Origin of the sequence: Photobacterium toruni (assembly GCF_024529955.1) — a bacterium.
In the GTDB taxonomy this organism is placed as follows: domain Bacteria; phylum Pseudomonadota; class Gammaproteobacteria; order Enterobacterales; family Vibrionaceae; genus Photobacterium; species Photobacterium toruni.
The window spans coordinates 869,341-884,741 of record NZ_AP024855.1; the positions used below are offsets into that span (position 1 = coordinate 869,341).

Below are 15,401 nucleotides of genomic sequence, written 5' to 3' on the forward strand. Positions count from 1 at the left end.
AATAAGAAGGTAGAGCATATAGATTATGCTCTGCCTTTATTATTAGTTACAACCGCTGTTATTAGCGACCAAGAAATGCATAACCAGTAGTAAATGCTGCTTCTTGGAATTGACGTAAACCTGTCGCACGGAAATCAATTGCCATAGGGTTACGTTTTAATTTCTCTTTGATATCTGCATTAGACATAAAGTTAACATCAAGATCATCAATTAACTGAATAGCAGATTCAAGTTTAAAGCCAACAGAGCTTCCTGCAAATTTTCCGCGTGTTTCGCGGGTACGGATCACGACTTTTTCTACTTTGTAGTCATCAAGTAGTTTTTTAAATGCGAATTGGAAATCTCTCATTTTTTGGTTATCAAGAGAATTATCCATAATGAACTTTTGCGTGCGGCACTCTGGAATACCAATCATTCCGCCTTCTAGAGTGAGTAGACAAATAATGGCTTCGTTACTGCGTAGTTCAACTGAACAAATTTTCATGTTTATACCTGAATCATAATATTTTGGTCGTTATTGTAGGCTAAAAATGGATTAGCTGTTAGTGATGCTGTCATTTTTTATTCATATTACGCTTGAAATTAATATCTTTGTCGTTAACAGAAACATTCTTTATAAGAAGAAATTCGGCAGTGATTGATATTTCTTCAATTATTGCAATTGGTTGCGTAATGTTAATAATTTTCCCCTAAAACAGGAATAGAAATAAAAAAGAGCTTCTGTTTTTACTTTAAGCTAATTGAGTAACTATGGTGGAGTATTCAAGGGAGATAATTATATGAATAACGAATGGTTTAGTTGTAAAAATACCACCATGTTAACCTTTTTTAAGTAGCGGTTATTAGCAGCTAAGACGAATGCTGAATATGATGCGATCATGGTAATGATTCGATTTTGTAACTGGGAGCAAATACACGACCAACAACATGAAAATAGTACAAGTGAATGTTGAGTCTGTGTGTGTTGTAGCAACATAGCCAACGACGCGATATCGTTGGCTATAGATGTATAATTAACTACGTTTAACAGGCTTGTAAGTACAACCAGCAGCTAAATATGTTTCTTTATCTGTAATTTCAAATGTAGTGTAAAAGAACCAAGCAATAAAACGCATCATTTCATCGCCATCATTCATTACCCACTCAGCAAACTCTTCAGGTTCCCCTTGGTCATTATCTTGGCTAAATACGTGGTAAATACGTTTCTCACCATCAATTTCAGCTAAGCTGAAGTGACCAATTAATGCTGCGGCAGCTTCTGCTACTTCGGGCTCTTCATTCTTTGTTAGCGTCTCAAGGATTGCTGATACTGAATCCAGTTGTGCTAATTCTTTTACAAGTATTTCAAATTCATCTTGTTGCATGATGTTATCTCATAATTACACTATGATGAGTATCATAACCTTAATTGTAAATAGAACCAAAATGTTCAACTTGTGTAAGGTACATTCGCATATCAAATAAACTTTGAATATTTATTTACTGGTTATAAGAAAATAAGGGACAGCCATAACATTGCGCATTAACCATGAGCGACTACACTTAAGCTTCAAGTTGCTTATGGTGAAATGAATGACAACCTCAAGACGGAAATTGATAGAGCCTCAAATAACGCCTTTTTATCATGTGATTAACCGCTGTGTTCGGCGGGCATATTTATGTGGGAACGATCCATATAACGGTAAAAACTATCATCATCGTCGTGGTTGGATAGTCAATAAAATTAAACAATTGTCGATGGTATTTTGTATCGATGTTTGTGCTTATGCGGTGATGAATAACCATTACCATTTAGTACTAAAAATAGATACTGAACAACAACAAAAGCTAACCTCTGAAGAAGTGATATCACGTTGGTTGCAGTTATTTAATGGGCATCCTATAGCGGTTGATTTTTTAAAAGAGGGTCAAATTAGCCCGGATAAACAACAAGCACTGTCAGCCTTAGTCACTGAATGGCAACAACGATTAGGCAGTATTAGCTGGTTTATGCGCTGTTTAAATGAAGAGATCGCGCGAAAGGCTAATAAAGAAGATCAATGTAAAGGCGCATTTTGGGAAGGACGGTTTAAGTCGCAAGCTCTTTTGGATCGACAAGCATTACTATCGTGCATGATGTACGTTGATTTAAATCCTATTAGGGCGGGCGTGGCGCCATCACTAGAGCAATCAGATTTCACCTCGATTCAGCAGCGCATTCGCGAATATTATCAACCTAAAATCTCTCGATCAAATAAAGCATCACCCAGCGCTAACCATTTTCAATTATTACCTTTTGTAGGCGCTGAGCACCAAGCTAAAAAAGCAGGAATAGACGTTGCTTTTGCCGATTACCTCGAACTTATTGACTGGACGGGTCGGTGTATTCGTAATGATAAAAAAGGCTTTATTGCATCTAACCAGCCAAAGATTTTACAACAATTGGGAATAACCGCAGATGCTTGGTTTGAGCATAGTGAACAGTTTATGGAGCGTTATGCCAATGTAAGCGGAAAATGGTCTCGAATGTGTGCTTTCAAACAACATGCAGGTGGGCATTGGTGCAAAGGAAAATCAGCGAGTCACCAGTTACATCCTAAATAGACATAGCTTCATAACTAGATGAAAATAGCGTAATAACCGTTAGGATTGCGGGCATTGGCGATCGCGAAATATAGTATTAGCACTTATTTACCAATAAATTAAAGACTAAGCGGTAATTTTTATAGTTAATGAGTCTATTTTAGCTGAATGGTTATTTTCTTAGGGGCTAAATTTAAGTGTTTAAATATTTGGCTGTCCTTTAGTTCTTATTTAAATATTTGGCTGTCCTTTAGTTTTTAGTTTTTTGTTGGAAGTAGCCATTTAATTTAAATACCAATAAAGATATACAGTTTTACTTGACCACTTCAAACGCTTATCGTCACTAATTATATATTGGTCCAATTAGATCTAAATGTGTTAGATACAAACGCATGTCTAGTTCCAATTGGTGATAATTAGGCTCCATATAACAACATAGCTGATAGAAAGATTTATTATGTTCCTTTTCTTTTAAATGACAAAGTTACCTTTACACTTGAATTCTGGAAGTTTTCTGGAAGACTTTGTTTAATAAGGTTTATTGTTATTTTCCAGAAAAATGAGATTTTTCCGATATTTTGGCGGAAATAATGAAAATTTAATAAGTTTTCCAGAATAATAAAATGATCGTTTTTAAATGCATTTATCGATAGACTTGGATTATTTTAGGTATAGCGTAATTTTATTATATGACGACTTTAGTGTATTTATCCGGTTACTCGTCTCAACTACTTGAGCAAGTACAACAACTTATTGAGACTAAAAGGTTAGGAGAGTATCTAACAAATAAATATCCAGAAAAACATAATATTACAACAGAAAAAGCGCTGTACAGTTATGTTGTTGACTTGCAAAGGAAATATATCAAAAAAACATCTATTATTAGTAAGGTGGCTTATGATAAGAACATTCATTCTGTTCATAATGCTTTAGGACTGCATACTTTTGTATCTCGTATACAAGGGAATAATTTGAAAGCTAAAAATGAGATTAGAATCGCACGAGTATTTAGATCTGCTCCTTTAGCTTTTTTAAGAATGATTACTATTCATGAGTTGGCGCATTTGAAAGAAAAGGATCATAACAAAGCATTTTATCAACTTTGCTGTCATATGGAGCCTAATTATCATCAGTTGGAGCTAGATATGCGTTTATATCTAACTCACTTGGATTTGGTTGGTCCAATATATAATTAACTGTAGGAGCATAAAAATAGATTTTTCACATGTATTTGAACAAAAGTAAGTCATAATTATGTAGATAGCAAAAGTTTGAATAGAGAGTGTTCTAAATTGTTTTCAGTTCCTGTCTCATTTGCTTCTGTGAACGCATACAACATTGCCAGTTCAGATCTGTTTTTGTGTTCATATCCCATTTGAGTTCATAGAAAACACGACTTGAGACAATCCCCGCGATTTCATCGATGTTCTTAGTTTCTGCCATTGAATTTACCTATAAATCCTTGATTGTTATACGACCATTTTATCTTTAGCAGCCCATAGTAACAATAATGAAATGCATGAAGTTGCATTTAAAAAAGCAGCTTTATCCAGATTTCCTTCAATAAAAGTATCTTTGCTTACTCATAATTGCCCCAAAGTTGTTTAGTGCTTTTACTCATTTATATAGTATTAACGTGATTTTGGATTAGTTTTAGTTATATCTTTCACCTTACTCTTTGCCTCCTCATTTTTATAGGTAAAAAAGTGTTACCAAGGTAATGACACCATATGAATACCCAATGTACTATTGCCTAACTTTTTAGTCATTAAGTCGGTAGCTAGGGATAAATAATGAGTTCAGTTGAATATGGTGCAATTAGCATCGACACATCAATATTTGATGGTAATGGTTTACGTATTGAGTCGGGGTTGTTTAAAAAGTTAGAGCAATTTAAACCTACCGATGTAGATGTTGTTCTTTCTGATATTGTTTATCAAGAAGTGGAGACGCATCTAAAGAAAAAAGTTAGTGACGCTAGATCTTCATTGGAGAAATCACTAAAAAACACAAATGTGCATTTAAATGTGGATGAATCTGTTGTAAATGATGCAAAAGGCTTGTTATTGGCTAACTCCATCGATGAAGTAACAGCAACTCGATTACAATCTTTCGTGGAAAGTACTGGATTACTAGTCATTGATTCAGAAGACCATCTTGACGTTAAATCATTAATCAGTGCTTACTTCCAAAATGAGCCTCCATTTGCACAAAGTGGCAACAAAAAAAATGAGTTTCCAGATGCAATCGCCCTTCTGACACTTGAAGCATGGGCTGAGGAAAATGATAAGAAAATAATCGCGGTCACCAGTGATAATGATTGGTTAAAGTATGCTGAAAACTCGGAATGGATTGATTGCACCCAAGACTTTGCTGAAGCATTGTCGATATTCCAACCAAAAACGGCGCCTTACACTTTCTTCACTTCGCTTGCGAAAACGCTCGTTGAGGGAAGCGACAGTCCTTTTTACTCGCAAATTGAAGATAGTGCGACTAACTATACTGATGGTTTAGACCTTGATGCAGATGCTTGTTCAGGTTTTTTCTGGGAACAAAATGACATGGTCGAAGTGTCGTTTAATTCAATGGAGTTTGTATCAGACGGATCTTCTCCAAGCTTACAGCTAGTAGAAGTTGATTCTGAACAAGTTGTTGTACAAGCAATATTAAACATAGAGGCTGACGCCTCTTGTTCGTTTTCGTTATCGGTTCATGACTCCATTGATAAAGATTATGTATTTTTAGATGGATGCTCAGCTACCACTACATTTGATTACGAAACAGAGGTTCTAATCACTTTTTCTGGTGATTTTACAGATAGTGACGACTTTACCTCTGTTGAGATAACAGATGTTGAGTTCTTGTCGTCACCATCGAGTGTTAATTTTGGTGAGCTAGAGCCTGACTTTTGGGGTGAGTAAATTGGTATAACAAATAAGGATATGTAACAAATAAGGATATGTGTCGCGAAGCCGACACCTATCCGAAGTGTAAAACATACTTTTCCTAATACTAATTAATTTAGATACATCAATCATTCTGAGAAGCTTTTGTCCAATATTGAGCTAGTAGCTGCTACTAGCTCAATGTGATCACCAAGCGATTTAATCTTTTAGTAAACGTCACTTTTTAGACTTTTATGCGCAAACACCGCGCTGATTGAATATTCTGAAATCAGTAACAAAATTACAACATCAAGTTTGAGCTTGTTTTTTATGCTTTTTCTTATGAAAGTGCATGCTTTACTGTACAATTGTATTGCGCTTTGATCACGAAGTTCGTTAAAGATAGCATATGTTAAATACAGCCGTTTATTGGGATTTCGGTAATTTGGATAAATATAAAAAAAACAAAATCATGAGTTCTGCGTTAGATGGAAAGTTTTTAGCTCAACCATTCTTAGAACTTTCAGATAAAACTAACAAAGTAAGACGTAATTTAAATATAACGGCACTGATTGCATTTGCTCTAACCGTTTTAAATGTAAAATTAGATAGTATTAATTTATCAGTTGTAAAGATTAATGGTGTTACGGATACAAAACTATTTTCTGTTTTGTTATGCGTATTGCTATACCACATTATTTACTTTACATGGTGTACTTATGATGAGTATTGGAAATGGCGTTTGCAGCTAATCAAAGAAGATACTGATGATTACACTAAACGGCATACATCTGATTATAGCCTTTCACCTAGTCAGTTAGCGGTTGATTCTAATTTATACTGTAATAAACATACTTTAAATAGTATTTATTCGAGTATGAAAGATGCAGTTGTATACGCAGCTAATGAAAAAAAGCTAGATCCTGATGAGTTAAAAGACCGCTTTGAATCTGCATGGTGTAGTAGTATGCAGCCAGTGATAGAGCAAGACTTAGCTCGAATGAAAAGATATGAAGATAGTTTCAAAAACTACCATTGGCAAGAAATCATTAAATTCAGTCTATTAGAGTTCGGATTGCCAATGGTGCTGGCATTTTATGGTGTATATGAATTAGTTGTAAAGCTAATAATATTATGGATTCCCAATTAACTGATTTTTTAGTACGCATAAATAGAATTACTGTTAAATGACCGTCCACAGTGGCGGTCTTTTTGTACTCTAAAGGTACTTTGTGAAGAAGTTACCAATACTTTCCCTAATGCTTATCAGCCTAAATAGAATAGAAAGCCTAACAAGGTTTTGTCCATGTACATTTAAGTGCTCCCTTTATGACAGCTGCGATGACTCTGATATCTAATTCATTCCAACTTAGGGGTTCTTCACTTAACTCACAAAACACAAAATCTCCCTTAAGAAAACTAATCTTTCACCATCACATATTCACCGTAGAATACTGATTATTTATGCTCGTTTGAGCAAGACTGATTCATTTTATGTGAGAGCAAAGTTGCGCTTTCACATATGCGCTTTGTGGTGTATTTTTACCGGAAAATATATACAGTGATAACGTGTTACTTGTTGTAAGCAGAGCGCGGTTAAGCCTAAGAAATAGCATGCTAAATTAACTGGTCTTTCTAGGTTTGATTGCATTGTAATTAATTGAAAAAAATGAGTATTATTATATCCATACTCTAAGTGTTAAGTAGAAAATTGGGTGTGATAATTCGTTTTTCATTGACGTAGTAAAATCTACTTTCTTCATTAGGTTAAATTCATGGCTAACTATTCAGATGATATTCTGATTTCGGAAAAGATATACAGTAATTACACAATTGATTTGCCTAGATTAAGCGTCCCCAATGGTACGTTTAGCTTACAGCTTGGCCGGAAAGGGGACACTGAGAGAGAGAAAGAAAACGATGAGCTAGCAAAACTCTACTATGTGCTAGCAAAAATCATGTTGTTTAGGTTTTCACCAAGTAGCGTCAATGATCCTTACCGAGCTCATGAGCTAGATTCAATTGCGGAGAATCTTACTGATAATGACTTAGATATATTGGAAAAGCTTGCATCGCATTGTGAGTGCCTTGCTATCAAAGCTCGAATTGCTGACATTAGATGGCTTCTCGTGAAGCCAAAAAACTATAAAGATGCGATAGCTGCTATCGAGAATTATTCGGAATACCCTGTAGAACCTGTGACTTGGAACGAGGGCACTAAAGACTTTTACGAGCGTGCATTATGTCTTGGTTTGCAGCTACGAAAAGGGGCAGAAAAGCAAGTCACAGCTTTGGAAAGAAAACTGTTATCCTCTTTAGAAGGCGACTTCATTAATTCTAGCCCATACTTTCATCTTCAAGTGGCTAACCTCCTATTCGAATATGCCTTAGCTAAAGGGAAGTCGACTTGGCTAGGGATACGTTTTTTAGAAAGAGGACAGTACTTTATTAGGGAAAAGAACTTCAACGCAGCACGCAGTTATTTGTTGTTTGCTGCAGACCGATTCGGTGCTGAGGGCGATGAAGAGCAATGGCTGCTTTGCAAATACCTTACAGCTAATTCGTGGGAGCTGGAGGCGGAAGCAATAGATCATTCTTTTGTTAGAAAGCATTTCTATGAAAATGCTTTTCATTCATATACAGCCATTCCAACGAGATATAGGGACAAATTCGAGATAGATAGCAAAATACTCGAATTGAGAAATTCACTGAGAGTTGTTGGTCAGAAAGCCGTTGCTGAATTGCCTGTTATAAAAATGCCTTCAGTAGATGTATCTGAATCTGTGAAAGCTTCAATAGAGTATATGTCAGGTTTGGTTGATACAGCTACTGCGATACAATCTCTAGCACTAATCTGTAAACCTGTAACTCTGATTTATGCTGAAGATTCATTGAAAAGCCAACTTGAAAATACACTCTTCACTAGGCTATTTAGTACAGTAAGATTCACAAGTGATGGCCGCTCTGCTGGGCGTTCAAACCCCCTTGGAATCGAAAGTGATGTCGAGGAAAGTGATAAATTTACGGTACTTGTTGAGAAAGCTTGTCACTATGCAGAATTTGTCTCTCAGGCCTCAATTATTCATGGTCTAAACCAATTATTGGAAGAGCATCGAATATCCTTTCATCAATTACTAGAAATGTGCAAGTTGAGCCCATTTGTTCCCACCGATAGAGCACGCTTATTTGCCCGTGGGCTCTATTTAGGTTTCGAGTATGACTTTGCTACTGCCATACATATGTTGGTACCTCAATGGGAGCATATCGTCAGAAACGTCTTAAACGAATGCAGTGTCGCAACTACCGTGATTAAAGATAGCCAAGAGACGGAGATTGGTCTCTCTAAACTTCTCGATAAAGAAGAAACAGCAGAGATATTCGACCAAGATTTATTGTTTGAGATGAAAGCCCTCCTCGTACATTGGCATGGTCCAAACCTAAGAAACAATATCGCACATGGGCTCATTTCTACCAATGAAGCCGGAAGTTATTTGGCCGTTTATTGGTGGTGGAGGTCACTAAGACTCATTGTGATGTCACTTGCCCCTATGTGTGAGGCGAATACAAATATTAAATAAATCATTGACATAAATGATGCTGAAGACATGTTTAGTCTAGCTGTCGTGGGTAAGTGAAATTGGCCCCTACAATGGTGCCTAGTTTGATAACGTGCTAATTGTATTAGGTAGGGGATGGAATTTCACGTTGTTAAACATAGGATATCCGTCTAATAAAAAAGATGCACTAGAACGTAATCTATTTTATGTTGCGTGTTCTAGACCGAAGATAAATTTGACAGTATTGATAACACAACAATTGTCTGAAAATTCTTTAGCTTTGTTGCGATATTGGTTTGGTGATGAAACTGTGCAGTCTATTTATTAAAAAATGATGTGGATTTTTAAAGAAGAGTCAGTAAATTACTAGCTCTTCTTTACTTTATAATTATTTTAATTCTGAGGTAAAAGTGAGATATATTGTTTAAATGAAACTATATTTTTAAACTATAATTAATTTCAAGGTTTTATTGGAAATTATAATTATATTCAGTGGTGCTTCACTTAATATTGTAATTATATAATTATGTTATATTTTTCTTTACAAAGTTGAGGATGAGAATGATTAATAAAAATTATGATGTAAAAGTTAAGACGATATTGATTGAAGATATTATCATAGCTCCAGAAACACAACATAGAGCTAATCATTCTCAAGCACATATTGCTAATTTAATAGAAAGTATTTCAGAGGGGGATAATTTAACCCCAATAACCATCATTGAAAGTAATGATATGAATACTGAGGAAGAAAAATATTATTTGGTTGATGGTTACCATAGATTAGAAGCTCATATATTATCAGGTATTGATGAAATAAAAGCTAAAATCATTAATGTTGGCAATAAAGAATTAGCAATAGAATTATCATTATCTGCAAATGCAGAACATGCTCCGGCTTTACCAAGAAATGCTGATGATTTAAAAAAAGCTTGTACAAATTGCTGTGAGTTTTTACATAGAAAAAACAAAAATAGCAGTAAAATTCCAGATGAATATATATCTATCAATACTCAGAATGTGGCAGATATTGTTCATTGTTCATATAATGTGGCTCAGAATCAAGTTGTTGATTTTAATAATAATAAAAGGTATATTAGAAATAGAAAAATATACGGTGATTTGAAAGGAGAGATAAAAATATCTGAAATAGCAGAAAAATATGGATTATCTGAACAAATGATACGTAAAATAAAAAAAGATAAAGAAGGGGAGGATAGATATGAAAAAAAGAGGCCTTCAGGTTGGTCTAGGTCAAGACGAGGATCATTACTTAACTCTAAAAACGTCACTAACACTCATGGTAAGATATCTAACTTAAAACATATTGATAGACATTCTTATGCTGATGATTTAGCAGAGAGAGATATTATAAATTATCTTATTAATTTACGAATGTTTGATGGGGCGAATTCTGATGTAAATAAAACTAATATGTATATTTATGGTGGACAAGTAGACATTATTGGTACACATGAATTAGTTGAAGTAAAAAAATTTGGTACTAGAGCTAATATTTTTCAGGCAATTGGTCAAATAATAACTTACAGCTTAAGATATCCAAATAAACAAAAAGTAATTGCTTGTCTCTGGCATGATGATATCGGACAATTTTTAAAATATGATATACTAAAAAAATTGGATATAAAATTGCTGATAATCAATTCTGACGGAACAAATAAGTATATGGTATAGTATTTTATATATTTTAGTGTTTGTTTTTTAAAACTAATATAAATATTTAATTTATATTTTTTATTTTATTCCTTTTAAAATAGGCTAATTGGTTTCTTAGCTCAGTATTTATTTTTTCTAATTCATCTATTTTGGCATTAGCTTTTCTAAGTGCATCGTTGAAATGATGGTGATCAGTAGCCATTTTTGAAACAAGTGCTTTTAGCACATTTTTCTCTTGTTTATATTTCTCTTTGATTTTAGTTTCTTTTTTTATTCTATCTCGTAATTTTGGTGATACGTCTTTGGTAGGATTTTTACTATGAGAAGGTAAGTTGATTTTTTCTTTTTTTATCTTAGCAATTATTTCAGGATAATAGTATCCACTACCATTACCAAGGTTTGCTTCTTCTTCTACGGCGCGTACACTGAGCTTCCGCGTAGAGGGTATACGTTTAGTTTGCTGTTGTAGGATACGTTCTAAAGCAGCTTCAAGAGCGTATAGAGTATCTTCTTTTTTGCTCATAATTCTTTAAACTCCACTGGATGTGTATAGACACTAAAATCTATTCCAAAATCAGTCATGACACTTTCTGCAGCCCTGATTTGAGTAATACAATGAGAATAAATTGAAGGTGAGACAGATATATTTGAAGCTAGATACTTAGTTAAGTCTAAATGCTTTTTTTGCCACCATTGAGCATTATCTTCATCAATAATGCTACTTCCGCTTGAACAATCAATACAAAAAGTCGGATTTATAATGCCATCCATATCACACTTATATCCATTTTTGCAGTAGCTATGCATTGTTCCATGTAAGGTGAGCTGCCCTTTTTTTACAATGTCATAAATAATATCCCATGAGCTATAAATATGAGGGATATCATTTCTCATTGCAACTATAGCTTTACCATGAACTCCTGATAATGGTTTATCATTATGTACCCAATCAAAAAATTTTTGAGTTGTATCTTGTATTTTTGTTTCATCTAATAGTATTTGTAGGTCTTTATCCATTTCAAGATCTTTTAATCTATTTGATATGCTTCCTTCGCAATACCACTCAGTCATTTGTAAGTATAAATGCTTAAACTGTTGTTTTAAGGATATTGTACTACCAAGACGATGCTTTATAGTATAAAAAGCGAGTGAACGCCGGAATTGGTGAGAACTTAAAGGCCATGGTTTATTTATGAAAATATTTTGTTTTATTAAGTCTAAACTGTTGGGATTAGATTTTATACACTCATCATAATCGTCCTCTGTAACAATAATATTGTTCAATATAACGAATGTTTTTAATCTATGAGGCCAATTAGTAATTGTAGATGGATATTTTGAACGAACTACTTGATTTATCCATATATTTTTAATTTTAGTTGGTGAATTTTTATTACATGCTGATCTCCATTCTTTTGTTAAAATGGACATTAATTCAATAGCTTTTTTGCAGATGGCTGCAGTAACCCAAGTGGCTTTTTTTTCACCAAATTTAAATGTTTTAGACTGAAGTAAATGGAAGGTTTTTCCATCTATATTCTCTTCAAAATAACTATCAATACTTAATTCTTTTAATTCAGAATCTCTCATTCCAGTGAATGCTCCACAGCATATGTAACATGCTGTAATTAAATCATTATAGTATGAAATCCAACTCCTACCATCAAAGTTATAATGAGATAATGGAGTGTTACTTAAATTTCTATTTATAATTTCTGTTATTGGTATTGATTTTATTTCTGATTTTTTTGCCGAATATCGGCGTTTAGTCGTAATATGATTTAGATTCCCACTATCAATTAATCGGTCTAATTCTTTTGTTCGAAAAATATAGTCATTCTGAATGTCAATTTCAGTATTTAGTAAATAATATCTATATGGGAAAGCCATCTCAATTTTTTCAATAGCAGCTGAATATATGTTATCAGCTATCCTTTCTGGTATTGTTAATGTTTGCTGCTGTGTTTTGTTACTTAATTTCACAGCTAATTCTTTTGATTTTATTTTTGATATATTAAAATCAATGTCAATCCATTTTTGCAGTAATAGTATATTGTTTATTGCTACAAATTTAAGTTCAATCGTATGTTGAGATAACTTTTTTTCTTTAATATATTCTTCGAAGTAATTCCAAAGTTTAGGATCTCCAAGTGCTTTAAGTGATGTCTTTTCATGTGTTAGTAAAAACTGATAGATTAATTTCAGATCTGAATAACGACTTATAATTGTTCTTGGTTTTGCAGGAGTAACCTGACGGCCTGATTTATGAAATATCCATCCATAGATTATCAGTTTTAATTCTATTGTTAATGTGAATGATGATTTGAACTGTTCAAAATTAAATTCATGTTCCCGTATATAATTTTCTGAAAAATAAGGTTTTAAGCTCCATTTTGTATCACCAAATTTAGATATTATATTATTTTCTTTATCTTTACAGATGGCAATATTATTCAATTTGTCCCATTCTTTATTTTTCACTAATGATACAATATCATAATTAATAGCTAAATGTTCAATGGGATAATCTGATGGTATATTTAATTTATTAGTCATTTTAAAGTTCCTATTTATGATAATATCATAGAATCAATATCTTTCCAGAGTGGATGCCTTCCTTCATTTACAAGTTTATAATTGGATGATTTAATTAATTTCTTATCAAGTCTTGGTAATATTTCCTTATCAATAAAGTCTATTGTTTTTTTGAAATTATCTTCATAATGCTTGCTATCTATATGAAGATATAATGATTCTTCTAAGTTTTCTTTGAAGGATAATAAACACCATATGTCATCAAGTGATTGTATGATTACTTGATGTTCACATCCAAAGCATGCTAATAAATCAGCACATGCTAGTGTTAGGTTATCTTTGTATTTACTTGAACGTTTATTGAATATTTTTGATTTCTTTCCAAAAGGATCTGAGCAATACGTACCATTTGCTGAGACTTTTAAATTTGGAGACAATTTTTTAAGGTATTCTTCATACGTTAATGTTGAAATATGTAGTGTTTCTTTAATTTTATTTATTGGTTCTTTGGTTCGAGCTTGTTCATAACGGATTGAAATAGTTTCTTGTAACATTTTATTGTTATCATGATCATTACCAGTTGTGTAGTGTTTCTGTATAACATTTGGAGTATTACCTAAGATTATAGAAGAAGCTAATTCACCTTGATTTATTTGTGATAATTGACTTCCCGTCTGTCTAAATCTTGATATTTTAGGTAATAATTCATTTCCTCTATCATCCGTCATTGGATGATATCTACGTATGAATCTTTTATTAAATGATGATAAGGTTGATGATGATATAGGTATTACATCATTACTTATACATAACTGAAATAATAATGCATCTTTCGAATTATCTATCGCAGTAGAGACTTTAAGAAGAGTGTCAAAAAAATTCATACAGTATTTAGGTATATTGAGATTGTGTTGTCCAATTTCAACATGAATTATTTTAAATGATCTTCGTTTAAATACTGGCATTGTATACCATTCATCTTTAATGCTAAATCCTGCTTTTTGGGGGCGTTTAAGGGTAAATAATTGGGTAGTGTTAGTACTAGTATAATAAGCCATTAAATAAGTAGCAGCTACCATCATTTTGCTTATTCCACTACAAATCTTGTTTTTTTTCCATTCCATTCAAAAGTCATAGTATATGATGAAACATAACTAGATTTATGCTTTTCAGGATTATCTAAAAATTGAGTGGCAGTTTGTTTAAATAATGCTCTTAATAATGGTAAAATTTTTTTTAGATCTGAACGAGAATAAGATTGGTTTGATTCTTGATCATTTCTAGATACTAATAATATATTATCAAAATAGTTTTCATTATAACCTAAAAGAGAAAATACTAATTTTAGGTCGTGTATAATATGACAATATGAACTTCGTTTTATTTCTTTTCTCTGTACTCGTTGATAAAGGTATTCACTATATTTTTTTATTGATGGTTCTGCAAATAAACATAGCTTTTTTTTATCACTCCATATAATATAAGAAAAGGTTTTACTTACCATGGAAATAATACTTTCAACAGCATAGGTGTTAATTATTGAGTTGATTTCACTTTTAAATTTATTAACTAATTCGTCACGACTTGCAAAGGTACATTCCCCTTTAATTATTTCATTTTTACGAGGAAGATTAAAATATCGAACTCTATTGAAATCTATGTATCTTCGGTGAAAATCATCTTTTTCAAGTGTAATATAAAGTTCTGGATCCCATTTAAATCGGTAGATTGAATTATTCATTAATAATATCCCCATTTATAGCATCATGCATTATTTCATCTAATAAAGATAATTGGTTTAAGAATATTTCCTTTCTTTTTAAGTAACGTAAATATTTCCAAGTCGTTTGTTCATGATTATGCCCCATCCATGACATTATACAATCGAGTGCTTCACTAGTATCTATGCCAGATTGAAGTAAATCATTAAGTCTGTATGTCCCATAAGTACAGCGTAAATCATGAAATTTATGATGGAATGTTAAATCAATCATACGAACGTTTTTTCTAAAATCAGCCCATCTAGCACTAATTACTTTACTCTCAGTAGGATTGCCATAATTACTTATAAACAGAGGAGTAAAGATGATGCTTCGTTCTAAAGCTTTCACTTTATGATTTGGCAAGCTTTGTATTACATTTAATTGTTCCTGATTACCACTATTTAACAGCCACTGTTAAATTA

General features: G+C 32.9%; 13 protein-coding genes and 1 pseudogene. 6 read left to right on the forward strand and 8 right to left on the reverse strand.

The genetic code is table 11. The features are described from left to right. Positions 1-61: 61 nt before the first annotated feature. Together OC457_RS18010 and OC457_RS18015 are read right to left on the reverse strand one after the other, a co-directional pair. Complete coding sequence (locus OC457_RS18010; protein WP_065209108.1) at positions 62-484, reverse strand: DUF3010 family protein; 423 nt, start codon at positions 482-484, stop codon at positions 62-64. 529 nt (positions 485-1,013) lie between these two features. Continuing rightward, a complete protein-coding gene (locus tag OC457_RS18015) occupies positions 1,014-1,364 on the reverse strand; it encodes a hypothetical protein (RefSeq protein ID WP_080176516.1) in 351 nt (116 codons plus the stop codon). Positions 1,365-1,572: 208 nt separating this feature from the next. Between OC457_RS18015 and OC457_RS18020 the strand changes: the two genes are divergently transcribed. Then, positions 1,573-2,583, forward strand: a complete 1,011-nt coding sequence (locus OC457_RS18020; RefSeq protein ID WP_080176515.1) for a transposase — start codon at positions 1,573-1,575, stop codon at positions 2,581-2,583. 322 nt (positions 2,584-2,905) lie between these two features. Here the strand turns inward: OC457_RS18020 and OC457_RS18025 are convergent. Next, a pseudogene (locus OC457_RS18025) lies at positions 2,906-3,046 on the reverse strand (metal-dependent hydrolase); the annotation flags it as partial. A 205-nt stretch (positions 3,047-3,251) separates the two neighbouring features. Here OC457_RS18025 and OC457_RS18030 point away from each other — a divergent pair. The 5 genes from OC457_RS18030 to OC457_RS18050 all read left to right on the forward strand — a co-directional run bounded on the left by OC457_RS18030 (position 3,252) and on the right by OC457_RS18050 (position 10,699). Beyond that, positions 3,252-3,758 (forward strand): M48 metallopeptidase family protein, encoded by a 507-nt coding sequence (locus OC457_RS18030; protein WP_080176514.1) that lies wholly within the window; start codon positions 3,252-3,254, stop codon positions 3,756-3,758. Positions 3,759-4,355: 597 nt separating this feature from the next. Continuing rightward, on the forward strand, positions 4,356-5,483 hold the full coding sequence (locus tag OC457_RS18035) for a PIN domain-containing protein (RefSeq protein WP_080176513.1): 1,128 nt from the start codon (positions 4,356-4,358) through the stop codon (positions 5,481-5,483). A gap of 373 nt (positions 5,484-5,856) precedes the next feature. Beyond that, positions 5,857-6,597 carry a hypothetical protein gene (locus OC457_RS18040; RefSeq protein ID WP_080176512.1) on the forward strand — a complete coding sequence of 247 codons (741 nt, stop codon included), beginning with the start codon at positions 5,857-5,859 and terminating at the stop codon, positions 6,595-6,597. A 625-nt stretch (positions 6,598-7,222) separates the two neighbouring features. Continuing rightward, positions 7,223-9,025 (forward strand): DUF4209 domain-containing protein, encoded by a 1,803-nt coding sequence (locus OC457_RS18045; protein ID WP_080176511.1) that lies wholly within the window; start codon positions 7,223-7,225, stop codon positions 9,023-9,025. A 540-nt stretch (positions 9,026-9,565) separates the two neighbouring features. Next, the gene (locus OC457_RS18050; RefSeq protein ID WP_159447894.1) at positions 9,566-10,699 is read left to right on the forward strand and encodes a ParB N-terminal domain-containing protein; all 1,134 of its coding nucleotides are present in this window, start codon (positions 9,566-9,568) and stop codon (positions 10,697-10,699) included. A gap of 46 nt (positions 10,700-10,745) precedes the next feature. Here the strand turns inward: OC457_RS18050 and OC457_RS18055 are convergent, their stop codons facing one another. Genes OC457_RS18055 through OC457_RS18075 form a run of 5 tightly spaced genes read right to left on the reverse strand, consistent with a single transcriptional unit; the run spans position 10,746 to position 15,342 of the window. Continuing rightward, positions 10,746-11,204 carry a hypothetical protein gene (locus tag OC457_RS18055; RefSeq protein ID WP_080176509.1) on the reverse strand — a complete coding sequence of 153 codons (459 nt, stop codon included), beginning with the start codon at positions 11,202-11,204 and terminating at the stop codon, positions 10,746-10,748. Next, entirely contained in the window at positions 11,201-13,237 is a 2,037-nt protein-coding gene (locus OC457_RS18060) for a hypothetical protein (protein ID WP_080176508.1), read from the reverse strand. The genes OC457_RS18055 and OC457_RS18060 overlap by 4 nt, the downstream gene beginning before the upstream one ends. A 14-nt stretch (positions 13,238-13,251) precedes the next feature. Beyond that, positions 13,252-14,340 (reverse strand): hypothetical protein, encoded by a 1,089-nt coding sequence (locus tag OC457_RS18065; protein ID WP_080176507.1) that lies wholly within the window; start codon positions 14,338-14,340, stop codon positions 13,252-13,254. Continuing rightward, a complete protein-coding gene (locus tag OC457_RS18070) occupies positions 14,304-14,957 on the reverse strand; it encodes a hypothetical protein (protein ID WP_080176506.1) in 654 nt (217 codons plus the stop codon). The genes OC457_RS18065 and OC457_RS18070 overlap by 37 nt, the downstream gene beginning before the upstream one ends. Then, positions 14,950-15,342, reverse strand: a complete 393-nt coding sequence (locus tag OC457_RS18075) for a hypothetical protein (RefSeq protein WP_080176505.1) — start codon at positions 15,340-15,342, stop codon at positions 14,950-14,952. The genes OC457_RS18070 and OC457_RS18075 overlap by 8 nt, the downstream gene beginning before the upstream one ends. Positions 15,343-15,401 lie beyond the last annotated feature (59 nt).

What these genes read in the sequence shown, in the direction of transcription:
- OC457_RS18065 (WP_080176507.1), bottom strand. Translation starts at nt 14,340, where the DNA reads ATGGAATGGAAAAAAAACAAGATTTGTAGTGGAATAAGCAAAATGATG.
- OC457_RS18060 (WP_080176508.1), bottom strand. Translation starts at nt 13,237, where the DNA reads ATGACTAATAAATTAAATATACCATCAGATTATCCCATTGAACATTTA.
- OC457_RS18050 (WP_159447894.1), top strand. Translation starts at nt 9,566, where the DNA reads ATGATTAATAAAAATTATGATGTAAAAGTTAAGACGATATTGATTGAA.
- OC457_RS18015 (WP_080176516.1), bottom strand. Translation starts at nt 1,364, where the DNA reads ATGCAACAAGATGAATTTGAAATACTTGTAAAAGAATTAGCACAACTG.
- OC457_RS18010 (WP_065209108.1), bottom strand. Translation starts at nt 484, where the DNA reads ATGAAAATTTGTTCAGTTGAACTACGCAGTAACGAAGCCATTATTTGT.
- OC457_RS18055 (WP_080176509.1), bottom strand. Translation starts at nt 11,204, where the DNA reads ATGAGCAAAAAAGAAGATACTCTATACGCTCTTGAAGCTGCTTTAGAA.
- OC457_RS18040 (WP_080176512.1), top strand. Translation starts at nt 5,857, where the DNA reads ATGTTAAATACAGCCGTTTATTGGGATTTCGGTAATTTGGATAAATAT.
- OC457_RS18035 (WP_080176513.1), top strand. Translation starts at nt 4,356, where the DNA reads ATGAGTTCAGTTGAATATGGTGCAATTAGCATCGACACATCAATATTT.
- OC457_RS18045 (WP_080176511.1), top strand. Translation starts at nt 7,223, where the DNA reads ATGGCTAACTATTCAGATGATATTCTGATTTCGGAAAAGATATACAGT.
- OC457_RS18030 (WP_080176514.1), top strand. Translation starts at nt 3,252, where the DNA reads ATGACGACTTTAGTGTATTTATCCGGTTACTCGTCTCAACTACTTGAG.
- OC457_RS18070 (WP_080176506.1), bottom strand. Translation starts at nt 14,957, where the DNA reads ATGAATAATTCAATCTACCGATTTAAATGGGATCCAGAACTTTATATT.
- OC457_RS18020 (WP_080176515.1), top strand. Translation starts at nt 1,573, where the DNA reads ATGACAACCTCAAGACGGAAATTGATAGAGCCTCAAATAACGCCTTTT.